This window comes from Gordonia sp. 852002-50395_SCH5434458 (assembly GCF_001665905.1).
GTDB lineage: Bacteria > Actinomycetota > Actinomycetes > Mycobacteriales > Mycobacteriaceae > Gordonia > Gordonia jacobaea.
Map to the genome: position 1 here is coordinate 16,177 of NZ_LZTC01000072.1, position 26,931 is coordinate 43,107.

General features: G+C 65.7%; 23 protein-coding genes. 15 read left to right on the forward strand and 8 right to left on the reverse strand.

Going from position 1 to position 26,931, the window contains the following annotated elements:
* Nucleotides 1-87 precede the first annotated feature (87 nt).
* Complete coding sequence (locus A5785_RS15990; RefSeq protein ID WP_064867497.1) at nt 88-633, forward strand: YbhB/YbcL family Raf kinase inhibitor-like protein; 546 nt, start codon at nt 88-90, stop codon at nt 631-633.
* 8 nt (nt 634-641) lie between these two features.
* Here A5785_RS15990 and A5785_RS15995 read toward each other — a convergent pair whose 3' ends face one another.
* From A5785_RS15995 to A5785_RS16005, 3 genes are read right to left on the reverse strand one after another with little or no spacing between them, the layout of a single operon-like run.
* The gene (locus A5785_RS15995; protein WP_064867499.1) at nt 642-1,745 is read right to left on the reverse strand and encodes a quinone-dependent dihydroorotate dehydrogenase; all 1,104 of its coding nucleotides are present in this window, start codon (nt 1,743-1,745) and stop codon (nt 642-644) included.
* Nucleotides 1,739-2,044: a DUF5703 family protein gene (locus tag A5785_RS16000; protein ID WP_005202907.1), complete on the reverse strand. Its 306-nt coding sequence runs from the start codon at nt 2,042-2,044 to the stop codon at nt 1,739-1,741. Before A5785_RS16000 ends, A5785_RS15995 begins: the two co-directional genes overlap by 7 nt.
* Nucleotides 2,044-3,162, reverse strand: a complete 1,119-nt coding sequence (locus tag A5785_RS16005) for a YncE family protein (protein WP_064867501.1) — start codon at nt 3,160-3,162, stop codon at nt 2,044-2,046. The genes A5785_RS16000 and A5785_RS16005 overlap by 1 nt, the downstream gene beginning before the upstream one ends.
* A gap of 116 nt (nt 3,163-3,278) precedes the next feature.
* Here A5785_RS16005 and A5785_RS16010 point away from each other — a divergent pair, with 116 nt between their 5' ends.
* From A5785_RS16010 to A5785_RS16035, 6 genes are all read left to right on the forward strand, one after another.
* The gene (locus A5785_RS16010; protein ID WP_064867503.1) at nt 3,279-4,121 is read left to right on the forward strand and encodes an undecaprenyl-diphosphate phosphatase; all 843 of its coding nucleotides are present in this window, start codon (nt 3,279-3,281) and stop codon (nt 4,119-4,121) included.
* A 56-nt stretch (nt 4,122-4,177) separates the two neighbouring features.
* Nucleotides 4,178-4,957, forward strand: a complete 780-nt coding sequence (locus A5785_RS16015; protein ID WP_064867505.1) for an MSMEG_4193 family putative phosphomutase — start codon at nt 4,178-4,180, stop codon at nt 4,955-4,957.
* Between the two features lie 25 nt (nt 4,958-4,982).
* On the forward strand, nt 4,983-5,681 hold the full coding sequence (locus tag A5785_RS16020; RefSeq protein WP_064867507.1) for a DUF3090 domain-containing protein: 699 nt from the start codon (nt 4,983-4,985) through the stop codon (nt 5,679-5,681).
* A 5-nt stretch (nt 5,682-5,686) separates the two neighbouring features.
* Nucleotides 5,687-6,550 (forward strand): SCO1664 family protein, encoded by an 864-nt coding sequence (locus A5785_RS16025; RefSeq protein ID WP_064867509.1) that lies wholly within the window; start codon nt 5,687-5,689, stop codon nt 6,548-6,550.
* 66 nt (nt 6,551-6,616) lie between these two features.
* Nucleotides 6,617-7,870 carry a cysteine--1-D-myo-inosityl 2-amino-2-deoxy-alpha-D-glucopyranoside ligase gene (gene mshC / locus A5785_RS16030; RefSeq protein WP_064867511.1) on the forward strand — a complete coding sequence of 418 codons (1,254 nt, stop codon included), beginning with the start codon at nt 6,617-6,619 and terminating at the stop codon, nt 7,868-7,870.
* Between the two features lie 48 nt (nt 7,871-7,918).
* The gene (locus A5785_RS16035) at nt 7,919-8,227 is read left to right on the forward strand and encodes a hypothetical protein (RefSeq protein WP_005202917.1); all 309 of its coding nucleotides are present in this window, start codon (nt 7,919-7,921) and stop codon (nt 8,225-8,227) included.
* Between the two features lie 36 nt (nt 8,228-8,263).
* Here A5785_RS16035 and A5785_RS16040 read toward each other — a convergent pair whose 3' ends face one another.
* On the reverse strand, nt 8,264-9,142 hold the full coding sequence (locus tag A5785_RS16040; protein WP_005202918.1) for a PAC2 family protein: 879 nt from the start codon (nt 9,140-9,142) through the stop codon (nt 8,264-8,266).
* 51 nt (nt 9,143-9,193) lie between these two features.
* On the opposite strand from A5785_RS16040, the gene metH reads away from it, so the two are divergent.
* The gene (metH, locus tag A5785_RS16045; protein ID WP_064867513.1) at nt 9,194-12,778 is read left to right on the forward strand and encodes a methionine synthase; all 3,585 of its coding nucleotides are present in this window, start codon (nt 9,194-9,196) and stop codon (nt 12,776-12,778) included.
* Between the two features lie 9 nt (nt 12,779-12,787).
* On the opposite strand, the gene A5785_RS16050 is transcribed toward metH, so the two are convergent.
* Nucleotides 12,788-13,726 carry a manganese-dependent inorganic pyrophosphatase gene (locus A5785_RS16050; protein WP_064867515.1) on the reverse strand — a complete coding sequence of 313 codons (939 nt, stop codon included), beginning with the start codon at nt 13,724-13,726 and terminating at the stop codon, nt 12,788-12,790.
* Nucleotides 13,727-13,945: 219 nt separating this feature from the next.
* On the opposite strand from A5785_RS16050, the gene A5785_RS16060 reads away from it, so the two are divergent.
* The 4 genes from A5785_RS16060 (at nt 13,946) to hisG (ending at nt 17,601) form a co-directional block, all read left to right on the forward strand.
* Nucleotides 13,946-15,622, forward strand: coding sequence for a hypothetical protein (locus A5785_RS16060; RefSeq protein ID WP_231895479.1), 1,677 nt, complete (start codon nt 13,946-13,948; stop codon nt 15,620-15,622).
* A gap of 99 nt (nt 15,623-15,721) precedes the next feature.
* Entirely contained in the window at nt 15,722-16,348 is a 627-nt protein-coding gene (locus A5785_RS16065; protein ID WP_156528075.1) for an HAD family hydrolase, read from the forward strand.
* A 51-nt stretch (nt 16,349-16,399) separates the two neighbouring features.
* Nucleotides 16,400-16,681, forward strand: a complete 282-nt coding sequence (locus A5785_RS16070; protein ID WP_197494490.1) for a phosphoribosyl-ATP diphosphatase — start codon at nt 16,400-16,402, stop codon at nt 16,679-16,681.
* Nucleotides 16,682-16,755: 74 nt separating this feature from the next.
* Complete coding sequence (gene hisG, locus A5785_RS16075) at nt 16,756-17,601, forward strand: ATP phosphoribosyltransferase (RefSeq protein WP_064864014.1); 846 nt, start codon at nt 16,756-16,758, stop codon at nt 17,599-17,601.
* 28 nt (nt 17,602-17,629) lie between these two features.
* Here the strand turns inward: hisG and A5785_RS16080 are convergent, their stop codons facing one another.
* The gene (locus tag A5785_RS16080; RefSeq protein ID WP_064867521.1) at nt 17,630-18,472 is read right to left on the reverse strand and encodes a thioesterase family protein; all 843 of its coding nucleotides are present in this window, start codon (nt 18,470-18,472) and stop codon (nt 17,630-17,632) included.
* A gap of 234 nt (nt 18,473-18,706) precedes the next feature.
* Between A5785_RS16080 and A5785_RS16085 the strand changes: the two genes are divergently transcribed.
* Nucleotides 18,707-20,326 (forward strand): hypothetical protein, encoded by a 1,620-nt coding sequence (locus A5785_RS16085; RefSeq protein ID WP_064867523.1) that lies wholly within the window; start codon nt 18,707-18,709, stop codon nt 20,324-20,326.
* Nucleotides 20,327-20,366: 40 nt separating this feature from the next.
* Here the strand turns inward: A5785_RS16085 and A5785_RS16090 are convergent, their stop codons facing one another.
* Nucleotides 20,367-21,314, reverse strand: coding sequence for a RecB family exonuclease (locus tag A5785_RS16090; protein WP_156528078.1), 948 nt, complete (start codon nt 21,312-21,314; stop codon nt 20,367-20,369).
* Between the two features lie 119 nt (nt 21,315-21,433).
* On the opposite strand from A5785_RS16090, the gene A5785_RS16095 reads away from it, so the two are divergent.
* Both A5785_RS16095 and arc read left to right on the forward strand, forming a co-directional pair.
* Nucleotides 21,434-22,264 (forward strand): tRNA (adenine-N1)-methyltransferase, encoded by an 831-nt coding sequence (locus A5785_RS16095; protein WP_064867525.1) that lies wholly within the window; start codon nt 21,434-21,436, stop codon nt 22,262-22,264.
* A gap of 189 nt (nt 22,265-22,453) precedes the next feature.
* Nucleotides 22,454-24,250 carry a proteasome ATPase gene (gene arc, locus A5785_RS16100; RefSeq protein WP_064867527.1) on the forward strand — a complete coding sequence of 599 codons (1,797 nt, stop codon included), beginning with the start codon at nt 22,454-22,456 and terminating at the stop codon, nt 24,248-24,250.
* A gap of 76 nt (nt 24,251-24,326) precedes the next feature.
* Here the strand turns inward: arc and glgP are convergent, their stop codons facing one another.
* Entirely contained in the window at nt 24,327-26,900 is a 2,574-nt protein-coding gene (glgP, locus tag A5785_RS16105; protein WP_064867583.1) for an alpha-glucan family phosphorylase, read from the reverse strand.
* Between the last annotated feature and the right edge of the window lie 31 nt (nt 26,901-26,931).

Consider the following 26,931-nt stretch of genomic DNA (forward strand, 5'->3'; position numbering starts at 1 on the left):
CGGGCTCCGCGCGCTGCGGATTAGACTCGCGAACGAGTCCAAGCACGCTCGGCCACACCGGCCGTACTCGCGAGAGAAAGGTGTTCGATGACCTCGTACGACCCCTACGCAGACCTGCCGAACCTGCCGACGTTCACGCTGACGTCGGAGAGCGTGGCCGACGGCGCACCGCTGGCAACTCCGCAGGTCAGCGGGATCATGGGAGCGGGCGGCGCCGACGCCTCGCCGCAGCTCTCGTGGTCTGGATCTCCCTCGGAGACAAAGAGTTTCGCTGTCACGGTCTACGACCCCGACGCCCCGACCGCCGCAGGCTTTTGGCACTGGGCCGTCGCCGACATTCCCGCATCTGTGACGAGTCTCGCCGAGAATGCAGGCGACGAGAACGGCAGTGGTCTTCCGGCCGGGGCGGTCACGCTGGCCAACGATGCCTCGCTCAAGCGGTTCGTCGGAGCTGCGCCACCGCCCGGACACGGACCGCACCGGTACATGATCGTCGTGCACGCCGTCGACGTCGAGTCGCTCGAACTACCCGAGAACGCGACGCCCGCCTACCTCGGGTTCAACCTGTTCTCGCATGCGATCGGGCGCGCGCGCATCATCGGGACGTACGAGCAGCCCGCCGAGAACGTCTGAGTCGACGATCAGCCGCGTGCCGCGCTGCCGACCGCCTCGGAGATGTTGTTCCATCCGGCGGCGCGCACGCGGGCTGCGATCCCCTCATGGATCTCGCGTAGTCGCATCGGCCCTCCGTAGATGAAGCCGGTGTAGCTCTGCAACAGGTCGGCGCCCGCGCAGATGCGCTCCCAGGCCTGCTCAGGAGTCTCGATACCGCCGACGCTGATCAAGGCGAGCTTGCCGCCGACGCGAGAGTACAAGCGACGCAACACCTCCAGCGACCGATCGGCGAGCGGAGCGCCGGAAAGGCCGCCCGGACCCATTGCCTCGACCTCATCTGGCGGGGTGGTGAGTCCGTCGCGCGAGATCGTCGTATTGGTGGCGACGATGCCCGCCAGACCGAGTTCGACGGCCAGATCGGCCACCGTGTCGACATCGGCGTCGGCGAGGTCGGGAGCGATCTTCACGAGGACGGGAACCGACACCTCGTCGAGTACCGCGGCGAGAATCGGCCGCAGCGAGTCAACGGCCTGGAGATCGCGGAGACCGGGAGTGTTCGGTGAACTCACGTTGACCACAACGAAATCGGCATGCGGGCCCAGCAGGCGAGCCGAGATGCGGTAGTCCTCGACGGCGCCGTCGAGCGGCACCACCTTGGTCTTGCCGATGTTCGCGCCGATCGGAACAGGGATCCCGCGCCCGCGGGCCGCCGTCAGATTGTCGGCGGCCGCCGGCGCGCCGGGATTGTTGAATCCCATGCGGTTGATGAGCGCGCGGTCGGCTGGCAAACGGAATAGCCGCGGTGGCGGATTGCCCGGCTGAGCCTGGCCGGTGACTGTGCCGACCTCGGCGTACCCGAAGCCGAGAAGCCCCCAGGCGTCGGCCGCTGCCGCTGACTTGTCGAAACCTGCTGCCAGTCCCAGGGGTGCCGGGAAGGTGACACCGAAGACCTCTTGGCGCAGCACCGGGTCGGGAACGGTGAACAGTCGCGCGAGGAGGGTCCGCGCGATTCCCAGCCTGCTGGTGGTGCGGATCGACGCCATGATGATCGAGTGAATGCGCTCGGGCGCGAGCAGGAACATCGCCTCCAGCGCGATCGGGTACAAGACCCGGTTGACGCGGGTCAGCATGCCTCGGCGCTTCCGCCGAACTGCTCGCCACCCCTGCCCCGCGGCGGCTTCTTGCGTCGTAGCAACACTTTGCGGGTGCCATCGGTATACAGCCGAACCCGCGACAGTTCCCAACCGCCGAACTCGGCTTCGAGGGACAGACGCATCGACGCGGTCACCCTGGTGATGTCCGGCGGGAGCTTGATCAACATCGTCTCGTAGTCCTCCGACGTCACCTCCCACCCACGGGGATAACGCGCACCGATACGTGCGCTGGTGCGGTGATGCTGGGGGAGCCGGTGCTGACCGGGTGTCGACATCAGCGTCCCGCCTCGCTCGGCGCGGCAGTCGAACTGCTCACGGGCGCCCCTTGGTTGTACGGCGGAGTGACGACCTGCACGCCGCCGTCGCGGGCGGACAAGACGTAGAGGGTGCCGGACGCGTCGTCGACGGTGAGGGCGTCGGGCTGGGCGACCGCGGCGAAGCGATGCTTCTCGACGGGTTCACCACCGGCAAGGTCATACGCCACCACCTCGTTGTTCGCCGTCGTCGACACCCATAGGAGATTGCGGGTGTCGTCGTAGTCTACGGCGTAGGGCCCGTTCGGCACGGGATAGCGGAACCGCATCACCAGCGGTGATCCGAAGAATCCGATGATCTCGTCGTCGCGTGTGTTGCTCACGAGGATTCGCCCGTAGTGGTCGACCGTCGCCTCGGTGGCGCCGTTGCCGGCGCGTAGTGCCGCACCGAACTCGCCGGTGGAGATGTTGACCGGTGTGACAGACGACTGCGCTTTGTCGAGCACGACGACCTGCTCGTCGGGCAGGTCGGCGCCGAGGGGGGAGACCGTGATCTGATCCACGCCGACGAAGCCGCCGATATCGCGGGTCTGCTTCAGCGCCGCGTCGAAGACGACGAGGTGACCGTTGGCCGTGCCGACGAGGATCTGTCCTGACGCCGTGCGAGCCAGCGCGGTGGGATCCGAGGCCGAGGTTCGTGCCGACGTCACGGCTCCGTCGGCGCCGATGCGCACCAGGATTTCCGGGCCCGCCCCCACGAATGCGCCGTCGCCGACCCCGATCAATCGTGTGAGGCGGGGTACCGCAATGGTGGTCGGCTCAGCGGTGATCGCCTCGGTCGACAATCGCAGCACCGACGTTCCGTCGCGGCCGAGAACGCCGAGCGAGTTACCCGAATGAGCGAGCACCGTGCTGCCCGGCGGTGTGGGTACCACCGTTCCCGCGGGTGTGGCGGCGGGTCCGGAAGGCGCGGCACTCGCGGTCGCGGGCGCCACGGTCTCCTTCTTGTCGCCGCTGTCGTTCGACGATCCGCACCCGGCCAGCACCATCGTCGCGGCCACGATCGCTGTGACACCGCAGACCCACGCCGGACGTCGGCGGGCAGTGGCAGGGGTGTCGACAAGCCTGGGTGAGCGCATGTGACCATCTTGCGCGACGCACATCGCACGCCCGTCGACAGGTCGGCGTCGCCGTTCGCCGGATCACATACGGTGCGCCGCTCGTACGCCGCATGCGACCGGTAGCATCGTCGCCCGTGACCGAGACCATGACCTGGGCCCAGGCGATCGTGCTGGGAATCATCCAGGGCCTCACCGAGTTTCTGCCCATCTCATCGTCGGCCCACCTGCGTATCGCTTCGGAACTGATGTTCGGCGGCGACGCCGGTGCGTCGTTCACTGCGGTGATCCAACTCGGCACCGAGGCCGCGGTCCTCGTGTTCTTCGCCCGCGACATCGGGCGGATCATCACCGCCTGGTTCCGCGGACTGTTCAACGAACACGAACGCAACCTCGACTACCGGATCGGCTGGTACGTGATCTTCGCGACCATCCCGATCGGCATCATCGGCTTCCTGCTGAAGGATGAGATCCGCACCGCAGCACGCAACCTCTGGATCACCGCGATCGTCCTGATCGTGTTCTCGGGAGTGTTCTGGCTCGCCGAACGCGTCGCAACGCAGTCCCGGTCGATCGAGCAGCTCACCCTGCGCGACGGCCTCGTCATGGGTCTCGCGCAATGCCTCGCCCTGGTGCCCGGTGTGTCGCGGTCGGGTGCGACGGCCAGCGCCGGTCTGTTCCTCGGACTCGAGCGTGAGGCCGCGTTCCGCTTCTCGTTCCTGCTCGCGATTCCCGCGGTGCTCGCATCCGGACTGTTCAGTCTTCCCGACGCCTTCCACCCCTCCGGCGACGGTATGGAGGCCACCGGTGCACAACTCGCGGTGGCCACGCTGATCTCCTTCGTCGTCGGCTACATCTCCATCGCCTGGCTGTTGCGCTTCGTCAGCGGCCATTCGCTGAACTGGTTCGGCGTCTACCGCGTCGCCCTCGGTCTCGTCGTGATCGGTCTGCTCTCCGCCGGGGTCATCAGCGCGACCTGACCCGCGCCGCGACGGCTATCTGTGCCGCGGCGGGCGCAAGTGCCTATGGTTGAGGGATGACCGTGATCTTGGTTCGCCATGGCCGGTCGGTTGCCAATACCTCGGGCGTACTCGCCGGCCGCACGCCGGGTGTCGCCCTCGACGACAAGGGACGCTCGCAGGCGGCGGAACTGGTGAATCGACTCGGCCCGTGCGTCGAGCAGATCACGGCGGTGGCTCGCTCACCGCTGCAACGCTGTGGTGAGACCGTTGCCCCGTTGCTCGCAGCGATTGCCGAGCAGACCGGTCGTCGGGTCCCCGAGGTGGTCGTCGACGATCTCGCCGAGGTCGACTACGGCAGTTGGACCAACCGGCCGATCAAAGACCTTCTCGCCGAGCCCCTGTGGAAGGTGGTGCAGCAACACCCGTCCGCCGCCGTCTTCCCAGAGGGGGAAGGACTCTCTCAGGTACAGGCCCGTGCCGTTGCCGCGATCCGAAGGCTCGACCGCGAACTCGGTGGTGAGGACGGCTCCGGTGTCTGGATCGCGTGCTCGCACGGGGACGTGATCAAATCGGTGATCTCCGACGCGATGGGCGCCCACCTCGATACCTTCCAACGGATAGTCATCGAACCGGCGTCGATCAGCATCGTGCGCTACGGCGCGACGCGCCCGTACGTGCAGACCGTCAACAACACCGCCGTGATCTCGATACCGTCGCCCCCGCCGAAGAAGAGTCACGACGCCCCCTCCCACAACGCCACAGCCGAGGACGACGCGACCATCGGTGGCGAGACCGGCACCGACAACACCCCGCGACCGGCAACTTCTGCACAGGCTCCTGCCGGGCGCGGATAATGAACACACGAGAAAAGGAGGTGTGATGTCTCGAGCGATCCATGTCTTCCGCAGCCCGGACCGGTTTGTCGCCGGTACCGTCGGACAACCGGGAGACCGGACGTTCTACCTCCAGGCTGTCCACGAGGCGCGCATCATCAGCGTGATGCTCGAAAAGCAGCAGGTCCAGATCCTCGCTGATCGGATCGGCGCTCTGCTCGACGAGATCCATCGCAGGTTTGGCACCCCGATTCCACCGCCGTCCGACCGTGTCGGAGATCTCAGCCCCCTGGTGATGCCGGTCGACGCCGAGTTCCGTGTTGGCACCATGGGCCTCGGCTGGGATGCCGAGTCCGAGGCTGTCGTCGTCGAGTTGCTCGCCATCACCGAGGGTGAGTTCGATGAGAGCGTCGTACTCGACGACACCGACGAGGGTCCCGACGCCGTCCGCGTGTTCCTCACCACGCAGGCCGCCCGCGAGTTCGCCGCGCGATCATCGCGGGTCATCTCCGCCGGTCGTCCGCCATGCCCGCTGTGTGCCGAGTCCCTCGATCCTGCCGGCCACCTCTGTGTCCGCACGAACGGCTTCAAACGCGACGCAGAGCTGAGCAAATCGATCGAATTCGTCGACCCCGAGGTGTTCCGCGACCTGTCACTCGGCGACGACTCGGGTCTCTACGACACCGACGACGAGGGCGACGACTCAGGGGATGGACCCGACGCCGAGGGCCCGGGGCGGGATTGACACCGATGCAGCCGGGGGAGGCCGCCGACGAGCCCGAGCCCGGCACGGGCTCCATCACCTCCGATGATTCGCTCCGTGAGGGAGAACTGGTCATCGTCGGCCGAATCCCGACGGCGAGCAACGCGACCCTCGTCTGCGAGGCAACACCGTCAACAGGCGGCAGCGTTCGGTGCGTATACAAACCGATTCGTGGAGAAGTGCCGCTGTGGGACTTCCCCGACGGCACGCTTGCCGGGCGCGAGGTCGGGTCGTACCTGATCTCCGAGGCACTCGGCTGGCACACGATCCCGACGACGGTGATGCGCGACGGTCCGCTCGGCCCCGGAATGGTCCAGCGCTGGATCGACACCCCCGATCCCGACTCCGGCGACCTCCCGGCGGCCCGCATCGACCTCGTGGACCTGTGCCCACCCGGCACGGTCCCCGACAACTATCGGCCGATCCTGCGGGCGCTCGATCCACTCGGAGAGCAGGTCGTTCTCGTCCACGCCGACGATCCGCGCCTACTGCGGATGGCGGTGCTCGACGTCATCCTCAACAACGCAGACCGTAAGGGCGGACACGTACTCGAAGGTCTCGACGGCAACGTCTACGGCGTCGACCACGGCATCTGCCTACACGCCGAAGACAAGCTGCGCACAGTGCTGTGGGGCTGGGCGGGCGATCAGATCCCCGGCCACCTGATCGCCGACATCGCAGGACTCGCCGAGGCCCTGGAGTCCGACAACTCGCAGCTCCGCGCGGCACTCGCCCCGCACATCACAGACGACGAGATCGACGCGCTCACCCTGCGCGCCATCATCCTCGCCGAATCCGGCAGGCTTCCCATGCCGCCGCCTCACCGACCCATTCCGTGGCCGCCCTTCTGAGGCGTCCCGGTTCGTTCTGACAGCCCTGTTCAGTTCCGCTCTGCAGCGGCCAATACAGTGGGGGATATGCAATCGTGGCCTGAACCGGCTGTGCCCACCGTCGGTGGATCCGGACCCGCGCTCCGCCTGTACGACACGTCGAGCCGCTCCGTGCGCCCCGTCTCGCCCGGCGCGACCGCGACCATGTACGTCTGTGGCATCACGCCCTACGACGCAACGCATCTCGGCCACGCGGCCACGTATCTCACGTTCGACATCGTCAACCGGGTGCTGCGCGACCAGGGGCACGAGGTGCACTACGTGCAGAACATCACCGACGTCGACGATCCGCTGTTCGAGCGTGCCGCACGCGACGGTGTCGACTGGCGTGCGCTCGGCTCCGAGCAGATCCAGCTCTTCCGCGACGACATGACGGCGCTGCGCGTCCTGCCGCCGCGCGACTACATCGGTGCGATGGAGTCGGTCGACGAGGTCATCGAGATGGTCGAGAAACTCCTCGCCTCCGGTGCGGCGTACGTCGTCGACGATCCCGAGTTCCCAGACGTGTACTACCGCGCGGACGCCACCGAGCAGTTCGGCTACGAATCGGGATACGACCGGGCGACGATGGAACGCTTCTTCGCCGAGCGGGGCGGCGACCCCGACCGTGAGGGCAAGCGCGACCGCCTCGATCCCATCCTGTGGCGCGCCCGCCGACCCGACGAACCGTCGTGGGAGTCGCCGTTCGGACCGGGGCGTCCCGGTTGGCACGTCGAATGTTCGGCGATCGCGCTGAATCGGCTCGGCGTCGAATTCGACATCCAGGGTGGCGGAAACGACCTGATCTTCCCCCATCACGAGTTCTCCGCAGCGCATGGCGAGGCGTACACGGGCGCCCGTCGCTTTGCCCGCCACTACGTGCACACCGGAATGGTCGGACTCGACGGCGAGAAGATGTCGAAGAGCCGCGGAAACCTGGTCTTCGTGTCGGTGCTGCGCCGCGCGGGTGAGGATCCCGCGGCCATCAGGCTGGCGCTGCTCGCCGAGCACTACCGTGCCGACCGCATGTGGAGTGACGCCGTTCTCGACGAGGGTCGCGCACGTCTCGAGCGATGGCGGGCCGCCACGTCGGCGATGTCCGGCCCCGACGCCGCACCGGTCATCGCCCGCGTGCGGGAGCATCTCGCCGACGACCTCGACACACCCAAAGCCCTTGCGGCCATCGATGGGTGGTGCAGGGACGTCGAGCAGGGAATCGGACAGTCGACGACGGCCCCGGGCGATCTCGCTTCGGCCGTCGAAGCGCTGCTCGGCGTCGAATTGAGCCACGCGACACGATGATCCGACTCGATTCGTACGTCGGCGGCGCAGCTTAGTAGAGTTCTCCGGGTGGCCCGCGTTCAGGAGATCCGACCCAACACCGAATCCGGCGTGTACACCGTGATCACACGGACCTCGACGTATCTGCTCGACTTCAACGACATGACTCTGCTGCGGGCTCCGGGAGTGGGTGGCACCGACAGCGAGGAGTGGGCGGTCAGCAGACTGCGACGCGACTCCGAAGACATCCCGCTTCTCGGCGTGAAGTCATGCCGCGTGGGCGAATCAGCGCAGTTCTGGGTTCGCGCCGCCGACGACCCGGACGTACGGACCTGGCGAATCACGACGCCGGTCGTCTCCATCGAACGCATCGACTGAACGCCGACACCTGACGCGGCGAGCGGTCGTTGCGGCTCAGCTTCCGAACGGGCCGGGTCGACGCCGCTTGAGATAGCGCTCGAATTCCGCTGCCAACGCGTCGCCGTCGATCTTGGCCATCGCCTCGTCGGTGTCGAGTTCGGCGTCGCCACGCTCCTCGAGGCCTCGGACGTAGTCGGCGATCTCCTCGTCGTCCTCGGTCATCTCGGTGACGGCCTGCTCCCATTCCTCGGCCTGCTCGGGCAGCGTGCCGAGCGGTACCTCGATGTCGAGGACCTCCTCGACCCTGTTGAGCAGCGCGACCGTCGCCTTGGGGTTGGGCGGCGTCGACACGTAGTGCGGGACCGCGGCCCAGAATGACACCGCGGGCAGCCCTGCCTGCACGAACAGATCCTGCAGCACACCGGTGATCCCGGTCGGGCCCTCGTAGCGGTTTTCGGCGAGGTTGTAGCGCTCGGCCGCTTCGCTGCTGTAGGCGCTCCCGGTCACCGGCACCGGACGGGTGTGAGGGGTGTCGGCGAGTAGCGCGCCGAGCATCACTGTCGTCTCGACGCCCAACTCATGCGCGAGGTCGACGATCTCGGCGCAGAACGCACGCCAGCGCATGTTGGGTTCGATTCCGCGCACCAGTACGATGTCACGGTCGGCTCCCTCGGGGCTGCAGTAGGAGATCGACGTCGTCGGCCAGTCGATTCGGCGGGTGACTCCGTCGATTTGCTTCACCGTGGGCCGATTGACCTGGAAGTCGTAATAGTCGTCTGCGTCGATATCGACGAGGGGCTGCGCATCCCAGGTCAGCGCGAGATGCTCGACGGCGCTACTGGCCGCGTCTCCGGCGTCGTTCCAGCCCTCGAAGGCAGCCAGCAGGATCGGCCGGCGCAACCGGGGAAGATTCGACAACTGCTCTGCGTTCACTGAACCAGCCTACGACCTGATCACAAAAGAGAGCGAACTACGCTGAGAACCATGTCCAACCCCTCCCGTACCGCAACCGACTTCGACACGACGTTCCTCACGGACATGTCGCGTCGAGTATTGATCGGCGATGGGGCGATGGGCACCATGTTGCAGGCCGCGGATCTGACGCTCGACGATTTCAACAACCTCGAGGGTTGCAACGAAATCCTCAACGACACCCGCCCCGACGTTCTCGCCGACATCCACCGCGCCTACTTCGAGGCCGGCGCCGATGCCGTGGAGACCAACACGTTCGGCTGCAACCTCTCGAACCTCGGCGACTACGACATCGCCGACCGCATCCGCGAACTGTCCTTCAAGGGCACCTCCATCGCCCGCGGTGTCGCCGACGAGATGGGGCCGTCGAGTGATGGCACCGGACGTTACGTCCTCGGGTCCATCGGCCCCGGCACAAAGCTGCCGAGCCTCGGCCACACCACGTTCGAGGCCATCCGCGACGCCTACTTCGAATGCGTCGCAGGCATGCTCGACGGTGGCGCCGACGCGATCCTTGTGGAGACCTCCCAGGATCTGCTGCAGGTGAAGGCTGCCGTGCTTGCTGCCAAGCGGGCGATGGCCCAGCTCGGGCGTCGGATTCCGATCATCTCGCACGTGACGGTCGAGACCACGGGCACCATGCTGCTCGGTTCCGAGATCGGGGCGGCGCTGACCGCCATCGAGCCGCTCGGCGTCGACATGATCGGACTCAACTGCGCCACCGGGCCCGCCGAGATGAGTGAGCATCTGCGCTACCTGTCGCGGCACGCCACCATCCCGGTCTCGGTCATGCCCAACGCCGGTCTTCCCGAGCTCGGTCCCCACGGCGCGGTGTACCCGTTGCAGCCCGACGAGCTCGCGTCCTCTCTGGCGACGTTCGTCGGTGAATTCGGCCTGTCCTTCGTCGGTGGCTGTTGCGGCACGACGCCCGACCACATCCGTGAGGTCGCGGCCGCGGTCGCCGACGTGACCAAGGCGCAGCGGAACCCGCAGCACGAGTCGGAGACGTCGTCGCTGTACACCGCGGTCCCCTTCGACCAGGACGCCAGCTTCCTGGTGATCGGCGAGCGCACCAACTCCAACGGCTCCAAGGCATTCCGCGAGGCGATGCTCGCCGAGGACTACCAGAAGTGCCTCGACATCGCCAAGGACCAGACCCGCGACGGTGCGCACATGCTCGACCTCAACGTCGACTACGTCGGCCGCGACGGAGCCGCGGACATGACTGCGCTCGCCAGCCGTTTCGCGACGTCGTCGACGCTGCCGATCATGCTCGACTCCACCGAGCCCGAGGTGATTCGCGCAGGACTCGAGGCGCTCGGCGGTCGGTGTGCGGTCAACTCCGTCAACTACGAGGACGGAGACGGACCCGATTCGCGATTCGCACGGATCATGCGGCTCGCCGTCGAACACGGTGCCGCTGTGGTGGCACTGACGATCGACGAAGAAGGTCAGGCGCGTACCGCTGACTGGAAAGTCCGTGTGGCAGAGCGGCTCATCGCCGATATCACCGACAATTGGGGACTCGCCGAAGAGGACATCATCCTCGACACCCTGACGTTCCCGATCTCGACGGGACAGGAGGAGGTCCGCAAGGACGGCATCGAAACCATCGAGGCCATCCGACGGCTGCACGAGGCACATCCGGAGGTGCACTTCACCCTGGGTATCTCCAACATCTCGTTCGGCCTGAATCCCGCTGCGCGCCAAGTGCTCAACTCGGTCTTCCTCCACGAATGCGTGCAGGCGGGTCTCGACACCGCGATCGTGCACGCGTCGAAGATCCTGCCGATGGCACGCATCCCCGACGAGCAGCGCGACGTGGCGCTCGATCTGATCTACGACCGTCGACGAGACGGATACGATCCGCTGCAAAAGCTCATGGAGCTCTTCGAGGGCGTCTCGGCGGCGTCGGCCCGCGAAACCCGTGCGGCAGAACTGAATCGGCTTCCACTGTTCGAGCGACTCGAGCGACGCATCGTCGACGGCGAGCGCAACGGACTCGAGGCCGACCTCGACGAGGCGATGACGCAGAAGCCCCCGCTGGAGATCATCAACGAGACACTCCTGTCCGGCATGAAGACCGTCGGCGAGCTCTTCGGTTCCGGCCAGATGCAGCTGCCATTCGTGTTGCAGTCGGCCGAGGTCATGAAAACCGCTGTGGCACATCTCGAACCGCACATGGAAGCGACCGGAGAAGACGGCAAGGGACGCATCGTTCTTGCCACTGTGAAGGGCGACGTCCACGACATCGGCAAGAACCTCGTCGACATCATTCTGAGCAACAACGGCTACGAGGTCGTGAACATCGGTATCAAGCAACCGATCTCGACGATCCTCGAGGTGGCCGAGGACAAGCGTGCCGACGTGATCGGCATGTCGGGGCTGCTGGTGAAGTCGACGGTCGTCATGAAGGAGAACCTCGAGGAGATCAACGCCCGAGGGTTGGCGGACAACTATCCCGTCCTGCTCGGCGGCGCGGCGCTGACGCGGTCGTACGTCGAGAACGATCTCTCGGAAGCCTATGAGGGCGACGTGCATTATGCGCGTGACGCCTTCGAGGGTCTGCGACTGATGGACGACATCATGGCGCTCAAACGCGGCGGGGGATCGGTGCCCGAGAGCGCCGACTCGATCGCTGCCGCACAGAAGGCTGCCGAGCGCAAGGCACGCCATGAACGATCGAAACGCATCGCCGCCAAGCGCAAGGCCGCGGAGACTCCGATCGAGGTACCTGCACGCTCGGATGTGGCCGCCGACAACGACGTTCCGACACCGCCGTTCTGGGGGACTCGGATCATCAAGGGCGTACCAGTTGCCGAGTACCGCCAACTACTCGACGAGCGTGCGCTCTTCCTGGGCCAGTGGGGACTGCGTGGAGCACGCGGCGGCGACGGGCCGTCGTACGAAGAGCTGGTCGAAACAGAGGGTCGTCCGCGGCTGCGCTACTGGATCGACCGGTTGTCGACCGAGGGCATTCTGCAGCACGCGGCCGTGGTGTACGGGTACTTCCCTGCGGTCAGCGAGGGCGACACCGTGCATGTGTTGACCGAGCCTCGCCCGGATGCCCCTGTGCGGTACAGCTTCTCGTTCCCACGCCAGCAGCGGCCGAAGTTCCTGTGCATCGCCGACTTCATCCGCTCGCGCGACGACGCCATCGCCACCGGACAGGTCGACGTGCTGCCGTTCCAACTCGTCACGATGGGTCAGCCGATCGCCGACTTCGCCAACAAGCTCTTCGCCGACGACGCGTACCGCGACTACCTCGAAGTCCACGGCATCGGAGTGCAGTTGACCGAGGCGCTGGCCGAGTACTGGCACCAGCGGGTGCGCAGCGAACTGACGGTGGGGGACAAGTCATTCGGCTCTGAGGATCCCGACGCTGCCCAAGGCTTCTTCGACCTCGAGTACCGCGGTGCACGTTTCTCGTTCGGCTATGGCGCGTGCCCGAATCTCGAGGACCGCGTCACCATGATGAAACTCCTTGAGCCGGAACGCATCGGCGTCGAACTCTCGGAGGAGTTGCAGCTTCATCCCGAGCAGTCGACGGACGCCTTCGTCCTACACCATCCGGAGGCCAAGTACTTCAACGTCTGAGCCTGCGCGTCACGTGGTGCGCAGTACCTCGGTCAGCTGCGGGACGATCTGCTTCTTCCTGGAGACGATCCCTGGCGCCTTGGCGTGGCCGTCACGAACGGTGACGCCGAGTGCCTTCTCGACGGCCTCGACAGGCGACCCGACGACGAGAAGGTCGGAGTCGACCTTCAGCACGTCGGTGAGCAGTAGCAGGAACAGGTCGTATCCCTGTTGTCGCGCTTCGGCGTTCATCGCGGCGAGGAACTCGTCGCGGCGTGCGAGCAGACTGTCGACGTCGACGGTGTTGATCTGTGCGACGCGGACCGTCGCCGACCCCATGGTGTAGCTCTTGGCGTCGCGGTCGATGAGTTCGGCCGCAGATGCGTCGCCGACGTCGGAGCCGGCGCGGAGCAGGTCGGTGCCGTAGTGGTCGAGGTCGATGCCGGCGCGCTCGGCAAGTGCCTGTGCGGCTGTCCGGTCGAGGTCGGTGGTGGTCGGCGAGTGCAACAGAAGAGTGTCGGAGACGATCGCAGACACCATCATCCCCGCGAGGTCTGCCGGTGGGGTGAGATCGTTCTCGCCGAACATCCGGTGAAGGATCGTGCAGGTGCAGCCGACGGGCTCAGCGCGAAACCACAGTGGTGCAGCGGTCTCGAAGTTGGCGATCCGATGATGATCGACCACCTTGTGAACGGTCACGTCGGCGACATCGGCGACGCTCTGCTGACGTTCGTTGTGGTCGACGAGAATCACCCCGTCGGCCTCCGGTCGCGCCCGCTCGATGACACGCGGCGCGTCGACACCGAAATGATCAAGCGCATAACGGGTTTCGACGCCGGGTTCGCCCAGGGCGACGGCTTCTACGTCGACTGAGGGGTCGAGAGTGCGCTCGAGATACGCCATCGCGAGCGCCGACGCGATGGCGTCGGTGTCCGGGTTGCGGTGACCGAAGACGAAAACCTTCGACATGAGTCCTCCGAGACTGCTCGACTACGTCCGTGCCCCCTCGACGCTACGACGATTCGACACTACGACGATTCGACACTACGACGATTCGACACTACGACGATTCGACACTACGACGATTCGACACTACGACGATTCTGCGTGGGGCGATCTGACCATGGACGAGCCGGCCCGGGGTGAATCGAACGGGGTTGATCAAGCGGCGTGAATCAATCTGGGTGAATGAACCTGGGAAGAACCGGACAGCTTGTGTCCATCCACTTCCCAGGCTCGCCGATCACAGTGGACACCGTGTCGTCGACTCTCACTCCCGCAGACCTGCCCGAAAACTCGAGCATCCCCGTCGCCGGAGCCGCGCAGCCCGCCCCGATCCCGCCTCACCCGACCCAGCGCGACGCTGTGCCCCGGTGGCTGCGCTGGTGCGTTCTCGGCGTCGTGCTGGCGATAGGGCTAGGTGTGCGGTGGTACTTCCTCGATCGTCAGACGATGGACTACCAGAACTTCTTGAGCCGCTGGTACGACACTCTCGACCAGCAGGGATTCGGTGCGTTTCGTGAGCAGTTCGCCGACTACAACTACCCCTACCTCTATCTGATCTGGCTCCTCACCGTGCTGCACGTGCCGTCACTGATCGGCATCAAGGCGCTGTCGATCATCTTCGACGTGGCGCTCGCAAGCTTGGCGTACCGGATCGTCGCACTGCGCACCGATCGATTCTGGTTGCGCGCGTTGGCCTTTGGCGTCGTGTTCCTCCTGCCGTCGGTGATCATGAACAGCGCCTGGTGGGGTCAGGCCGACGCCATCTACACCGCGTGCGTGGTCGCCGGGATCTACTTCCTGCTGCGCGCTCAACGAAGCGATACTCGTCAGGGCGATACTTCCGGGGGCGATTCTGGTCGACAGGCGCACGCATGGAATCGGTCTGCGTGGAATGTGCGTGCGTGGAATGTGCGTGCGTGGAATCCGTACGTGTCGAACTCCGTGGTCGCGTGTGTGTTCTTCGGCCTGGCGATCAGCTTCAAACTGCAGGCGATCTTCGTGTTGCCCGTGGTGTTGTGGTTGCTCGCTCGCCGTCGAATCCCCTGGTATGCCCTGCTGGCGATACCGGCCGTCTACGTGCTGCTCGACATTCCCGCGGTGTTGGCGGGCGCGTCGTGGTCGACGGCGCTCTCGGTGTATCTGAACCAGACCGACTCGTACAAGCAGCTCACGCTCGGCGCGGCGAACCTGTATCAGCTCATTCCGATCTCGGGGGACGCCACCTGGTTGGCACGTCTCGGTATCGGGCTGGCCGCGCTGGTGATCGTGGTGTTCCTGGCCTGGTCGTTGTGGAAGAAGCCAGCCGTTACACCTGCCTCGATCCTCGTCGTGGCAACGGCAAGTGCTGCCATCGTGCCGTTCCTCTTGCCCGCGATGCACGACCGATACTTCTACGCCGTCGAGATCCTCAGCGTGATCGCCGCGTTCTACCTCCCGCTGTGGTTCATCGCGGTGCCGGTCCTGATCCAGGCGTCGGCGATCGGCGTCTACCACTCGTCACTGTCCGGCGATCAGGGTCACGGCATGACCAGGCAGTTCCACGGCAACAGCGGTGGTGCCGGACAGCCCTCCGGACAACCCGGGGGACAGCCGTCCGGACAAGCGGCGGGGCAGCCACCTGCCGGCCAACAAGCTGGTCCCGGCGGACCGGGCCGATCGGGTGGGCGCGGCGGACAGCACGGGCCGGGTCGACCGGATGGACATGGCGGAAGCGGTGGCTACACATCGGGCCGGGGTGATACCGCGCTGACCGTCTACGCCTCCCTGATGGCCGCGGCCGTGCTGGGACTGGTGATCAGCGTCGTCGACACCGTCAGGCGCCCGGCCTCGCGCCCCGCGCAGGACGACGCGGCCACGTGAGCCGAATCACCGGATTCGCTGCGCGTTGTCCGCATCGGCGATGATGCTCGGGTGACGACCTCGACAGAACCAGCCCGTCCGGCCGCGGTCCTCTGGGACATGGACGGCACGCTGCTCGACTCCGAGAAACTGTGGGATATCGCCGTCGCCGAACTCTCCGAACGTCACGGCTACGTGATGACACCGGAGCTCCGTGAGTCGACACTCGGCAACTCCATGACCGACGCGCTGACCAAGGTCTTCGACGCTTCCGGAGTGCCCGTCGACGAGCGTGACTACGCCGCCGACGAGCGGTGGCTGCTCGATCGGGTCGCTCAGCTGTTCTCCGTCGATCTGCCGTGGCGACCCGGCGCATTCGAGGCGCTGACGACGATCTTCGACGCGGGCATCCCCATGGCGTTGGTGACCAATACGGTGCGCGAGTTGACCGATCAGGCTCTCGGCACGATCGGCCCGCACTTCTTCGCAGTCACCGTGTGCGGCGATGAGGTGGAGTACGGCAAGCCGGCGCCCGATCCCTATTTACGGGCGGCGACGCTGCTCGGCGTCGAAGCCAGTCAGTGTGTCGCCGTGGAGGATTCGCCGACCGGAACGCAGTCGGCGGTCTCTGCAGGTTGCACGACGATCGTCGTGCCGTCGGCCGCCGACGTCCCGGCGGGTCCCCGACGCCGCTTTCGGCGCAGCCTCGACGGACTGACGATCATCGACCTCGCACGGCACGACTAGTCGTTCGGCGATCCCGTGAGTGGATCCCGTGAGTCGATCCCATGTGCGCGCATGGGACAATCGACACCCGTGAAGACCTTCGATGAGTTGTTCGCGGAGCTGACCGACAAGGCGACGACACGTCCCGCAGGTAGTGGCACCGTCGCCGCACTCGACTCCGGCGTGCACACACTTGGCAAGAAGATCATCGAAGAGGCCGGCGAGGTGTGGTTGGCCGCCGAATACGAATCCGACGAGTCGCTCGGCGAGGAGATCTCCCAGCTTCTCTACTGGCTGCAGGTGATGATGATCAAACGGGGCCTCTCACTCGAGGACGTCTACCGCCATCTGTAGGCCGTGACCGATTCGGTCCCGGCCCGCCCGACCTACAGACCACAGACGATTCATCGACATCCCCTGGAGTGACCATGCTGCGCGTTGCAGTCCCCAACAAAGGTGCCCTCTCCGAGTCGGCAGCCGCCGTGCTGGCCGAGGCGGGCTACCGCAAACGATCCGACTCGAAGGATCTCACCGTCCTCGACATCAACAACGACGTCGAGTTCTTCTTCCTCCGACCCAAAGACGTCGCCATCTACGTCGGCGCGGGCACGCTCGATCTCGGCATCACCGGGCGTGATCTCGCTCGCGACTCTGGTGCCCAGGTCGACGAGGAGCTCGCGATGGGCTTCGGGTCCTCGACCTTCCGCTATGCAGCTCCCGCAGGTCAGAAGTGGAGCGTCGACGATCTGGGCGGTAAGCGCATCGCGACGTCGTATCCGAACCTGGTGCGCGACGACCTCGCGTCGCGGGGGATGACTGCCGAGATCATCCGCCTCGACGGCGCGGTCGAGATCTCGATCCAGCTCGGGGTCGCCGACGCGATCGCCGACGTCGTGGGCTCCGGACGGACCCTGCGCCAGCACGGCCTGGAGGCGTTCGGCGAGTCGCTCTGCGACTCCGAAGGGGTCCTGATCAGCCGCGCGGGCGTCGACCCCGACAAGCGCGCAACGCAGTTCATCAAACGAGTGCAGGGCGTCGTGTTCGGACAGCAGTACGTGATGATCGACTACGACTGCCCTCGATCACTGTTGGAGCAGGCGACCGCCATCACTCCCGGCCTCGAATCGCCGACGGTCGCTCCGATGGCCGACCCCGAGTGGGCGGCCGTGCGCGCAATGGTGCCGCGTCGCGATCACCAGAACCTGATGGACGAGCTCTCGGAGCTGGGTGCGCGCGCGATCCTCGCGTCGGACATCCGATCCTGCCGCTTCTGACGTCGGTCGAGCCGGCTTCGTCGGACGGTCAGCGCGGACCGAGCAGAACGGTTTGGGCGGAGCGGCCCAAGAACCCGTCGACGTCGTAGAGATCGGCGAACGTGGCGCCGTAGCCGTGCCTGCCTGCGGCCATGTCGGCGTCGATGCCCAACCAGGGCGTCGTCGGCTGGCCGACGAGGTGCACCGTGGTGTCCGTGTTCATCCACGTCCACTCGTCCGGTCGCAGCGTCGTGCCGAGCCCGTTCGCCACGTCGAGAACGGTGAAGACGGACTCCAGATTCGACATGGTCTCGCCTTCTACCAGGTCAATCGACGGCTTGATCCATACCGCGGGTGTCTGGCCGTGCAATCCCGGAGTCGCTGCGGTGTCGGTCGTGCCGATGAACCCGACGGTGCCCCAGTCGACGCCCAGGTCACTGTCACCGGTCACACCGCGAACCACGGGCAGCGTCTCCGGGGACGGCAGTGGTTCGCGCGGTGCGCGTGTGATCGTGGTCGAATCCGTTGTGCGCATGCGCCAACCGACACTTTGCGCTGCCAGGCGGTACCTACCGCCCGGTTGCCTGACCTCCAGATCGGCTTCGATGAGCGCGATCTGTTGTCCGGGACGAACCACTCTGGCCCGCACCCGGTTGAGCCCCAGACCGATGGGCCCGAGGATCTCGGTGGTCACCCGCGTGAACTCCTGTGTGGGATCCGGCGCACAGCGCAGAAGACTGCGCATCAACAGCCCCGCCGGGGGTCCTCCGTGCTGGATGTCTGAGGCCCACACACTCAGGGTGGCGGCCGTCGGCGAGAAGTACTCGAAATCGTCAGCATCGTCGTCGGAGTTCGGGATGTCGTCGACGCGCTCGTAGTAGCAACTCTCCACGGCTCGACCCTAGATCACATGGACCACACGTCCCCGACCAGGTCGGTGTCATCCGATCAGACGCTTTCATTACTGCGTTCAGACTAATTCTCAACGTGCGCATGGCGTCGATCTGGTTAAACGACCAGACTCAGCTCTGTTCGTGACAGTTATGTCGACTATTGAGATCGCAATATTCGGTCACGGACATCCCTGCTGCCAACTGCACGGCGGCACCGACTCACGAGGTTGCCTGTGTACCGACTCCGGAAGTCGTTCGGCGGTGCTGCCGTCGGTTGCGCGCTCTGTGTGGGAGCCGTTGTTCCCCTCGCCCTCTCGTCGGCAACCGCGCACGCGGGCGTACCTTCCGTTGCGGCAACCCAGGACACCGTCAACGGCCTCGCGGCCGATGGCGTGTTCCGCCCGGCCGACCCCGACGACGGCACAGGTCCGGACTGGTTGAGTACGGCGATCGGAGCGCACAATGGCGATGTTCTGATCGTCGTCACCCCGGGTACCGACGACGGAACTCTGTATCCACGGATCAGGGACTTCCGTGCCGGGGATCGACCGACGTACATCATCGACTACCCCGAGGCGATCGGCCCCATCATTGGCGGACGATCGGGAGCTTCACTGCCGATCTTCGCGCCGTCCTACGACGAGTCGCGCGACATCGCCGTCGCGCAGAACCTCAAGGCCATGCACGCCTTCGCGACGCAACAGGGCGAGAACCCGACCGTCGTCTATACCGGCTTTTCGCAGGGTGCCGAAGCCCTCGGCAACGCCGCCGAACAGGCCGTCGCCAACAACGCAGACGGTACGGCGATCGACGTCGACAAGTCCTACGTCCTCCTCATCTCGGATCCGCGCAGCCCCTGGGGGCTGAAAGCATGGGCTGCCGACCACCCGGCAGTGGCCGGGCTGATGGAGCTGGCGGGTGCCGAGTCCAACGGGGCGCGCGACCCGCAGGCGACAGGCGATCTACCGGTCACGTCGGTGATCGTGGTGGGTGATCCCGTTGCCAACTTCCAATGGGTCTGGAATCGACCGGTGAGTTCACTCCTCGTCGACGCTGCCGGTTTCCTCACGGTCCACACCGGACTCGGCGAACAGAACTACGGCAACCTCATCGACTACAGCGAGGAGCCGACAGTTCTGCACAGTGCGGACGGCAACACCACCTACCTCGTCTACACCCCGAAACACCATCCGCTGACAGCGCTTGCGGTACTGATCAACACACGCCTCGGCATCCCGTTCGACGACGATGACGTGGCCCGCTGGGACAGCGTGAACAACGCGTTCTACCCGCTCCAGGCGCCGGGAGTGCAGAACGCGGCCGTCGACGTCGTCGACCCGACCGCCGCACACACGGCACCGACGGACGAGCCGGGTTCGGCGTCGCGTGCCGCCGTCGAGAACACCCCAGCGCCCGCTCCCGCCGCGTTGTCGACGAACACCGACGAGGCCGTAGGCGACCGACATCTCACCGATACCCAGCCGCCAACGAAGGGCCGCCACCGCGCGCCCGAGCGGGCTACCACGCCGCCGCCCGCAGCGTCGGCACCCGTTCTCGATCCGAACACCACCAACCCGTTGCCGCTGACCAAACCGGCCGAGGGCGCGAGCCCACCCGAGCAGCACTCACCAGCAGTGCTTCCATCACCAGCAGCGCCCAACTCACCGGCAGGGTCGCAGGCACCGACGGTTCCGCAGACGCGGTCAGACGGACTCCAGTCAGGCGGACCCCGACACGCGGCCGATTCACAGCCCGACGCGCCCCGTGAAGGGGTGTCGGGAGGCGGGGTGTCGGAAGGCGGCAAGCATGCGATGACCGGACACGGTCGGCATGCGGCCGAAAATGCCGCTTAGGCAATAGGATTCGGGCGAGATGGGCTGACCGGTCGCGCGATCAGGCGACGAATCCGGGCGGGGGACCGGGGTACTCGGGTATCTCGCCACCGAACTCAGGACACCGAGACTTGTGTTCGCACATCCGACACAGTGCTGACCGGCGAGGCCGGAAATCACCGGAGGCGACTGCTTCGCGGATCGCCTGCCAGATTGCCGAGAGGGTACGACCGAACCGTTCGAGCTCGTCGCGGTCGGGCGTGTAACTGAGCACCTGACCGTCGGAGAGATACATCAGCTGGAGCCGATGGGGCACCACACCCCGGATTCGTAGGATCGCCAACGCATAGAACTTCATCTGGAACAGCGCTTTGGCCTCATACCCTTCACCGGGCGCGCGGCCGGTCTTGTAGTCGACGATCCGGATCTCGCCGGTCGGCGCGACGTCGATTCTGTCGATGAAGCCACGCATCAGGACGTCGTCGCTTTTGATCTCCACATGTTCTTCGACGGACTCCGGTGTGAACGCGGTGGGGTTTTCGAGGCGGTAGTAGTTGCCGATCAGCTTGATCGCCTTCTCGACGAATTTGTCGTCGTCGCCGTCGAGGATCGCCCCCAGCGACGGGTCGGCTTCGCACATCGCCGCCCACGCGCCCTCGACGAGGAATTCGGCAGACTCGCGGGTACGGAGCTCGGCGGGCAGATCGAACAGATTCTCCAGCGCCGCGTGGACGACCGTGCCGCGCGTCTGCGCCTGCGTCGGCGTCTCCGGGAACCGGTCGATCGCGCGATAGCGGTAGAGCAATGGGCACTGTTTGAAGTCGGCGGCCCTCGACGGTGACAGGGCAAGCGGCCGCCCAACGAGTCCCCGCCCATGTTCCTGCCCGCTCGCTTCGGTACTCGGCGCCGACGATGCCGCGGGGGCCTGGGCGGGCGAGGTCGCTGGGTGTTCGGCCGCGCCGTCCTTCTGGGCGATGGTGTCGGCGGAGGACCCGGGGTACGCAGTCATGCTCACATTTGGCAGGGTAGGTCGCGGCAGTGACATTGCTGCCGCCCGACATGCGCACCCTGACCTCGGATGTTTCTCATCGGTCACATGCGTCACATCAGTCTCGAGAGGAAACACACATGGCGTCGAGTGGCGTGTTCGTCGTGGGCGACAGGGTCCAGCTCACCGACGCCAAGGGCCGTAAGTTCACGGTCAATCTCGAAGAGGGCAAACAGTTCCACACCCACCGTGGCGCCATCTCGCACGACGATCTGATCGGGTCGCCCGAGGGCAGCATCGTCTCCGCCACCAGCGGCACCGAGTACCTCGCTCTACGACCACTGCTCGTCGACTTCGTCCTGTCGATGCCGCGCGGTGCGCAGGTCATCTATCCCAAGGATTCCGCGCAGATCGTCAGTGAAGGCGACGTCTTCCCGGGTGCACGGGTTCTCGAGGCTGGCGCCGGCTCCGGCGCCCTGACCTGCTCGCTGCTGCGCGCCGTCGGGTCAGAGGGCGAAGTCGTGTCGTACGAGATCCGCGAGGATCACGCCGACTACGCCCGTCGCAACGTCGAGACGTTCTTCGGCGGGACGCCCGCCAACTGGTCGCTGACCGTCGCCGACCTCGTCGAGATCGATACAAATGAGCGATTCGATCGCGTCATCCTCGACATGCTCGCGCCGTGGGAAACCCTTGATGTCGTTCGAACGGTATCGAAACCAGGCGGGGTTTTGACCGTGTATGTGGCAACGGTCACGCAACTCTCGCGGGTCGTCGAAGCGCTTCGTGAACAAGAGTGCTGGACCGAGCCGCACGCGTGGGAATCGCTCGTCCGTGACTGGAGCGCTGTGGGTCTCGCGGTGCGCCCCGAACACAAAATGCAAGGACACACGGCCTTTCTCATCACCGCACGACGCCTGGCCGACGGCGTCACGACGCTGCGCCCGCAGCGTCGTCCGACCAAGGGATGAGCACAGCGCAGCAGGTATGAACAAAGCGCGGTTCGCTCGGAGAAACACCGCGAGTACGTTGGGAAGATTCACATTTAACACGCCGTCAACACCGCGTATCGCGCGGTGCGCGGCGATATTTGCTGCCTCCCGGTAGCGTGGTGTTACGGCGCAACCCACTGGGGTCGTTGCCGGGGAGAGGAGTCAGCAATGACCGAATCTGATCGCCATGAAGCCTCCGGTGAGAGTGTGGCAGACGAGACCGCGAGCCATTCGAGCAATTCCGCCGAGGAACAATTCACTCCTGCTTACACGCCCCCGTTGCGCGCAGAAGCCGGCCGTCCGTCCTTCGGACGCCAAGCAGACGCTTCGGACCTCCAGGAGCGGGTCGACAACCTGACGACACGCAATGCCAAGCTCCTCGAGACCCTCAAAGAAGCGCGACAGCAACTCGTCGCCCTTCGCGAAGAGGTCGACCGCCTCGGACAGCCACCGAGTGGATACGGCGTACTCCTCGAGATCTACCCCGACCAGACCGTCGATGTCTTCACATCGGGCCGTAAGATGCGGCTGACCTGCTCGCCCAACATCGATCTCGACGTGTTGAGCAAGGGTCAGACGCTGCGTCTCAACGAGGCGCTGACCATTGTCGAGGCATGCGAGTTCGATTCGGTCGGTGAGATCAGCACGTTGCGCGAGGTTCTCGGCGACGGTCAACGCGCACTGGTCGTCGGCCATGCCGACGAGGAGCGGGTCGTGTGGCTCGCCGAACCACTGCTCGGCGATGTCGACGGTGAGGACGGTAAGCGTCGCAAGCTGCGCCCCGGAGATTCGCTGCTGATCGACACCAAGGCGGGCTTCGCGTTCGAGCGAGTCCCCAAGGCCGAGGTCGAGGATCTCGTTCTCGAAGAGGTGCCGGACGTCGGTTACGAGGACATCGGTGGTCTCGGCAGGCAGATCGAGCAGATCCGCGACGCCGTCGAACTGCCGTTCCTGCACAAGGATCTGTTCCGCGATTACGCGCTGCGTCCGCCGAAGGGCGTGCTGCTCTACGGACCTCCCGGTTGCGGTAAGACGCTCATCGCCAAGGCCGTCGCCAACTCGCTTGCCAAGAAGATCGCGACTGCGCGGGGCGACGATGCCAAGGAAGCGAAGTCGTACTTCCTGAACATCAAGGGTCCCGAGCTGCTCAACAAGTTCGTCGGCGAGACCGAGCGCCACATCCGATTGATCTTCCAGCGTGCACGCGAGAAGGCGTCGGAGGGCACACCCGTCATCGTCTTCTTCGACGAGATGGACTCGATCTTCCGTACCCGCGGCTCGGGCGTCTCGTCCGACGTCGAAACCACTGTCGTGCCACAGCTACTCAGCGAGATCGACGGTGTGGAGGGCCTCGAGAACGTCATCGTGATCGGTGCGTCCAACCGCGAGGACATGATCGACCCGGCAATCCTGCGGCCAGGACGTCTCGACGTGAAGATCAAGATCGAGCGACCCGACGCCGAGTCGGCGATCGACATCTTCTCGAAGTACCTCGTCGAGGAACTACCTGTACACGCCGACGATCTCAACGAGTTCGGCGGCGATCGCACCGCATGCGTCAACACGATGATCGAGAAGGTCGTCGAGCGGATGTACGCCGAGAGTGACGAGAACAGGTTCTTGGAGGTCACCTACGCCAACGGCGACAAGGAGATCATGTACTTCAAGGACTTCAACTCCGGCGCGATGATCCAGAACGTCGTCGACCGTGCGAAGAAGTACGCGATCAAGTCGCAGTTGGAGACCGGCGCCCCCGGTTTGCGGGTGCAGCACCTGTTCGATTCGATCCTCGACGAGTTCGCCGAGAACGAGGATCTGCCGAACACCACCAACCCAGACGACTGGGCGCGTATCTCGGGCAAGAAGGGCGAGCGGATCGTCTACATCCGCACGCTGGTCACCGGCAAGAGCTCCGGTGCAAGCCGTGCGATCGACACCGAGACCAACACCGGTCAGTACTTGTAGGCCTTCGGTACAGACATCTGCGGCCGACCCGTTATGGGTCGGCCGCAGTTGTGTTTTTCCCGGTTGCGTTTCGGGCTTACGAGGGCATCGCGGGCGGTTCACCCGCCGCCGCCGGGTAGCGCACCAAGCCCAGTTCGGCGTCGTCGGTGAGCAGCGGATGCCGCGGCAGCACACGCGCGGTGTAGCCGAGCACCCCCGATCGATACGGTGCGACCGCCGCGCGGAAGCGCGTTCGGCCGGAGGCATCTGTCCCGGGCACCGGTTCCATCGGCGAGTGCACCGCGTCGTAGATGTCGCCGTCGTCGGTCACCCGACCGAGCACGGCCTGCACGGTCACCTCGTCGGGTGCGAGTTCGCCGAGGGAGACGTGCGCCGTCAGGTCGAGCTCGTCGTCGGGCGTCGTCGACTCGTCGATCCCGGCGATCGCCACCGACTTCCACGACGACGCGAGCGTCGAGCGGTACGAGGCGAGCGACGTGGCCAAGGCGTACCCGTCGGCGCACGCCTGTTGGTACGAAATCCCTGCGGGCACATAAAGTTCGAGCGTGTAGTCGCGGACCATGCGCGACGCGAGCACCTTGGGACCGAGCACCGCGAGAGTGTGGCGGACCATCTCCACCCAGCGCGTCGGCACGCCGTTCTCGCGTGAGTAGTACAGCGGCACGACGGTCTCCTCGAGCAGCGAGTACAAGGCCTCGGCCTCGAGGTCGTCGCGACGATTCTCGTCGTTCACGCCTTCGGCCGATGGGATCGCCCAACCGTTCTCGCCGTCGGCCATCTCGTCCCACCACCCGTCGAGGATCGACAGGTTGAGCCCGCCGTTGAGCGCCGACTTCATCCCCGACGTTCCGCACGCCTCCATGGGACGTACCGGATTGTTGAGCCACACGTCGCAGCCCGCGTAGATGTGTCGCGCCATCGAGATGTCGTAATCAGGAAGGAAGACGATGCGGTCGCGCAGTTCGGGATCCTCGGTGAACTTCACGATCTGCTGGATGAGCGCCTTGCCGCCGTCGTCGGCCGGATGTGCCTTACCCGCGACGACGAGCTGCACCGGCCGTTCCGGATCGGTGAGGATCCGGCGCATCCGGTCGGGGTCACGCAGCATCAGCGTCAGTCTCTTGTAGGTGGCCGCCCGTCGCGCGAAGCCGATGGTCAACGAGTTGGGGTCGAAAAGATCTGCGGTCCAACCGAGTTCGGCGTCGGTGAAGTCGCGGTCGCGGCCACTCGCGTAGGCGCGACGTCGGACCTCGTCGACGAGTCCCGCTCGCAACTCCGAGCGGACCGCCCAGAGGTCTGCGGCGGGCAGGGCCTCGTAGACCGCGGGCGCGGCGTCCTCGTTGCCCCCGCTGACGTCCTGCCATCTGCGCGCGACCCAGGTCGGTCCGTGCACGCCATTGGTGACCGCACCGATCGGCACCTCGTCGGCGTCGAATCCGGGCCACAGGTCGGAGAACATCTCGCGACTGACCGCGCCGTGCAGTTGCGACACCCCATTGGATCGCTGACCGAGGCGAAAACCCATGTGCGCCATGTTGAAGACACCCCGATTGGATTCGTCGCCGAGTTCGAGAACCGTGCTCGCCGACAGCCCTGGCAACAGATGCGACGTTCCGTCGGGTCCCGGATCGAGGTAGAAGCGCACGAGATCGTCGGGGAAGCGGTCGATTCCGGCGGGGACGGGTGTGTGCGTCGTGAAGATCGTCGACGCTCGAACGACCGACTCCGCCGAATCGAAGTCGAGTCCAGCGGAGTCGACGAGTTCCCGGACCCGCTCGACACCGAGGAAGCCGGCATGGCCCTCGTTCATGTGGAAGACGGTGGGCTGTGCGCGTTCGGCGATGCGGACGTACTCGCGCAGTGCACGGACCCCGCCGATTCCGAGCAGGATCTCCTGCTTGATGCGGTGATCCTGATCGCCGCCGTAGAGCCGGTCGGTGATGCCGCGCAGCTCGTCGTCGTTGGCAGCGATGTCGGAATCGAGGAGCAGCAACGGGATTCGACCGACGGTGGCCACCCACACCTGTGCGTGCAGCGTGCGTCCGCCGGGCATCGAGATCTCGATGATCACGGGCTTCTCGGCGGCGTCGGTCAGCAACGCCAGCGGTAACGCACCCGGATCGTTCACCGGGTACCGCTCGATCTGCCACCCGTCGTGCGAAAGACTCTGCCGGAAGTAGCCGCAGCGATAGAAGAGTCCGACGCCGATCAACGGAAGACCGAGATCCGACGCCGCCTTGAGGTGGTCGCCCGCGAGGATGCCAAGACCGCCGGAGTAGATCGGGAGCACTTCGGAGATGCCGAATTCCATCGAGAAGTAGGCGATTCCGTCGGGCATGGGGTCTCCCGACGCCGCGCGATCGCCGTACCACTGGGGCGATGTGCAGTACTCGTCGAGGTCAGCACGCAGCGCGGTGAGTCGCGTGAGGAACTCGGTGTCGGAGGACAACTCGGTGAGTCTCTCGGGCGACACCTCCGCGAGCAACCGCAGCGGATCACCGGTCGCTTCCCACCTGGCGGGGTCGACGGTGGCAAACAAATCCTGGGTCGGTGCATGCCAGACCCAGCGGAGATTATGAGCGAGAACGGCGAGATCGGACAGGGGAGCGGGCAACGGAACCCGAACGGTGAACCGGCGGAATGCTTTCACGTGTAGAAGGTCCCACACGAGCGTCGCCGGT

Bases quoted from the DNA above. Each gene is read 5' to 3' on its own strand.
- A5785_RS15990 (WP_064867497.1), top strand. From the start codon at position 88: ATGACCTCGTACGACCCCTACGCAGACCTGCCGAACCTGCCGACGTTC.
- A5785_RS16050 (WP_064867515.1), bottom strand. From the start codon at position 13,726: ATGTCGAAGGTTTTCGTCTTCGGTCACCGCAACCCGGACACCGACGCC.
- metH (WP_064867513.1), top strand. From the start codon at position 9,194: ATGTCCAACCCCTCCCGTACCGCAACCGACTTCGACACGACGTTCCTC.
- A5785_RS16005 (WP_064867501.1), bottom strand. From the start codon at position 3,162: ATGCGCTCACCCAGGCTTGTCGACACCCCTGCCACTGCCCGCCGACGT.
- A5785_RS16090 (WP_156528078.1), bottom strand. From the start codon at position 21,314: ATGACTGCGTACCCCGGGTCCTCCGCCGACACCATCGCCCAGAAGGAC.
- A5785_RS16095 (WP_064867525.1), top strand. From the start codon at position 21,434: ATGGCGTCGAGTGGCGTGTTCGTCGTGGGCGACAGGGTCCAGCTCACC.
- hisG (WP_064864014.1), top strand. From the start codon at position 16,756: ATGCTGCGCGTTGCAGTCCCCAACAAAGGTGCCCTCTCCGAGTCGGCA.
- arc (WP_064867527.1), top strand. From the start codon at position 22,454: ATGACCGAATCTGATCGCCATGAAGCCTCCGGTGAGAGTGTGGCAGAC.
- A5785_RS15995 (WP_064867499.1), bottom strand. From the start codon at position 1,745: ATGCTGACCCGCGTCAACCGGGTCTTGTACCCGATCGCGCTGGAGGCG.
- mshC (WP_064867511.1), top strand. From the start codon at position 6,617: ATGCAATCGTGGCCTGAACCGGCTGTGCCCACCGTCGGTGGATCCGGA.
- A5785_RS16000 (WP_005202907.1), bottom strand. From the start codon at position 2,044: ATGTCGACACCCGGTCAGCACCGGCTCCCCCAGCATCACCGCACCAGC.
- A5785_RS16060 (WP_231895479.1), top strand. From the start codon at position 13,946: ATGAACCTGGGAAGAACCGGACAGCTTGTGTCCATCCACTTCCCAGGC.
- A5785_RS16025 (WP_064867509.1), top strand. From the start codon at position 5,687: ATGCAGCCGGGGGAGGCCGCCGACGAGCCCGAGCCCGGCACGGGCTCC.
- A5785_RS16020 (WP_064867507.1), top strand. From the start codon at position 4,983: ATGTCTCGAGCGATCCATGTCTTCCGCAGCCCGGACCGGTTTGTCGCC.
- A5785_RS16065 (WP_156528075.1), top strand. From the start codon at position 15,722: ATGGACGGCACGCTGCTCGACTCCGAGAAACTGTGGGATATCGCCGTC.
- A5785_RS16070 (WP_197494490.1), top strand. From the start codon at position 16,400: ATGGGACAATCGACACCCGTGAAGACCTTCGATGAGTTGTTCGCGGAG.
- A5785_RS16015 (WP_064867505.1), top strand. From the start codon at position 4,178: ATGACCGTGATCTTGGTTCGCCATGGCCGGTCGGTTGCCAATACCTCG.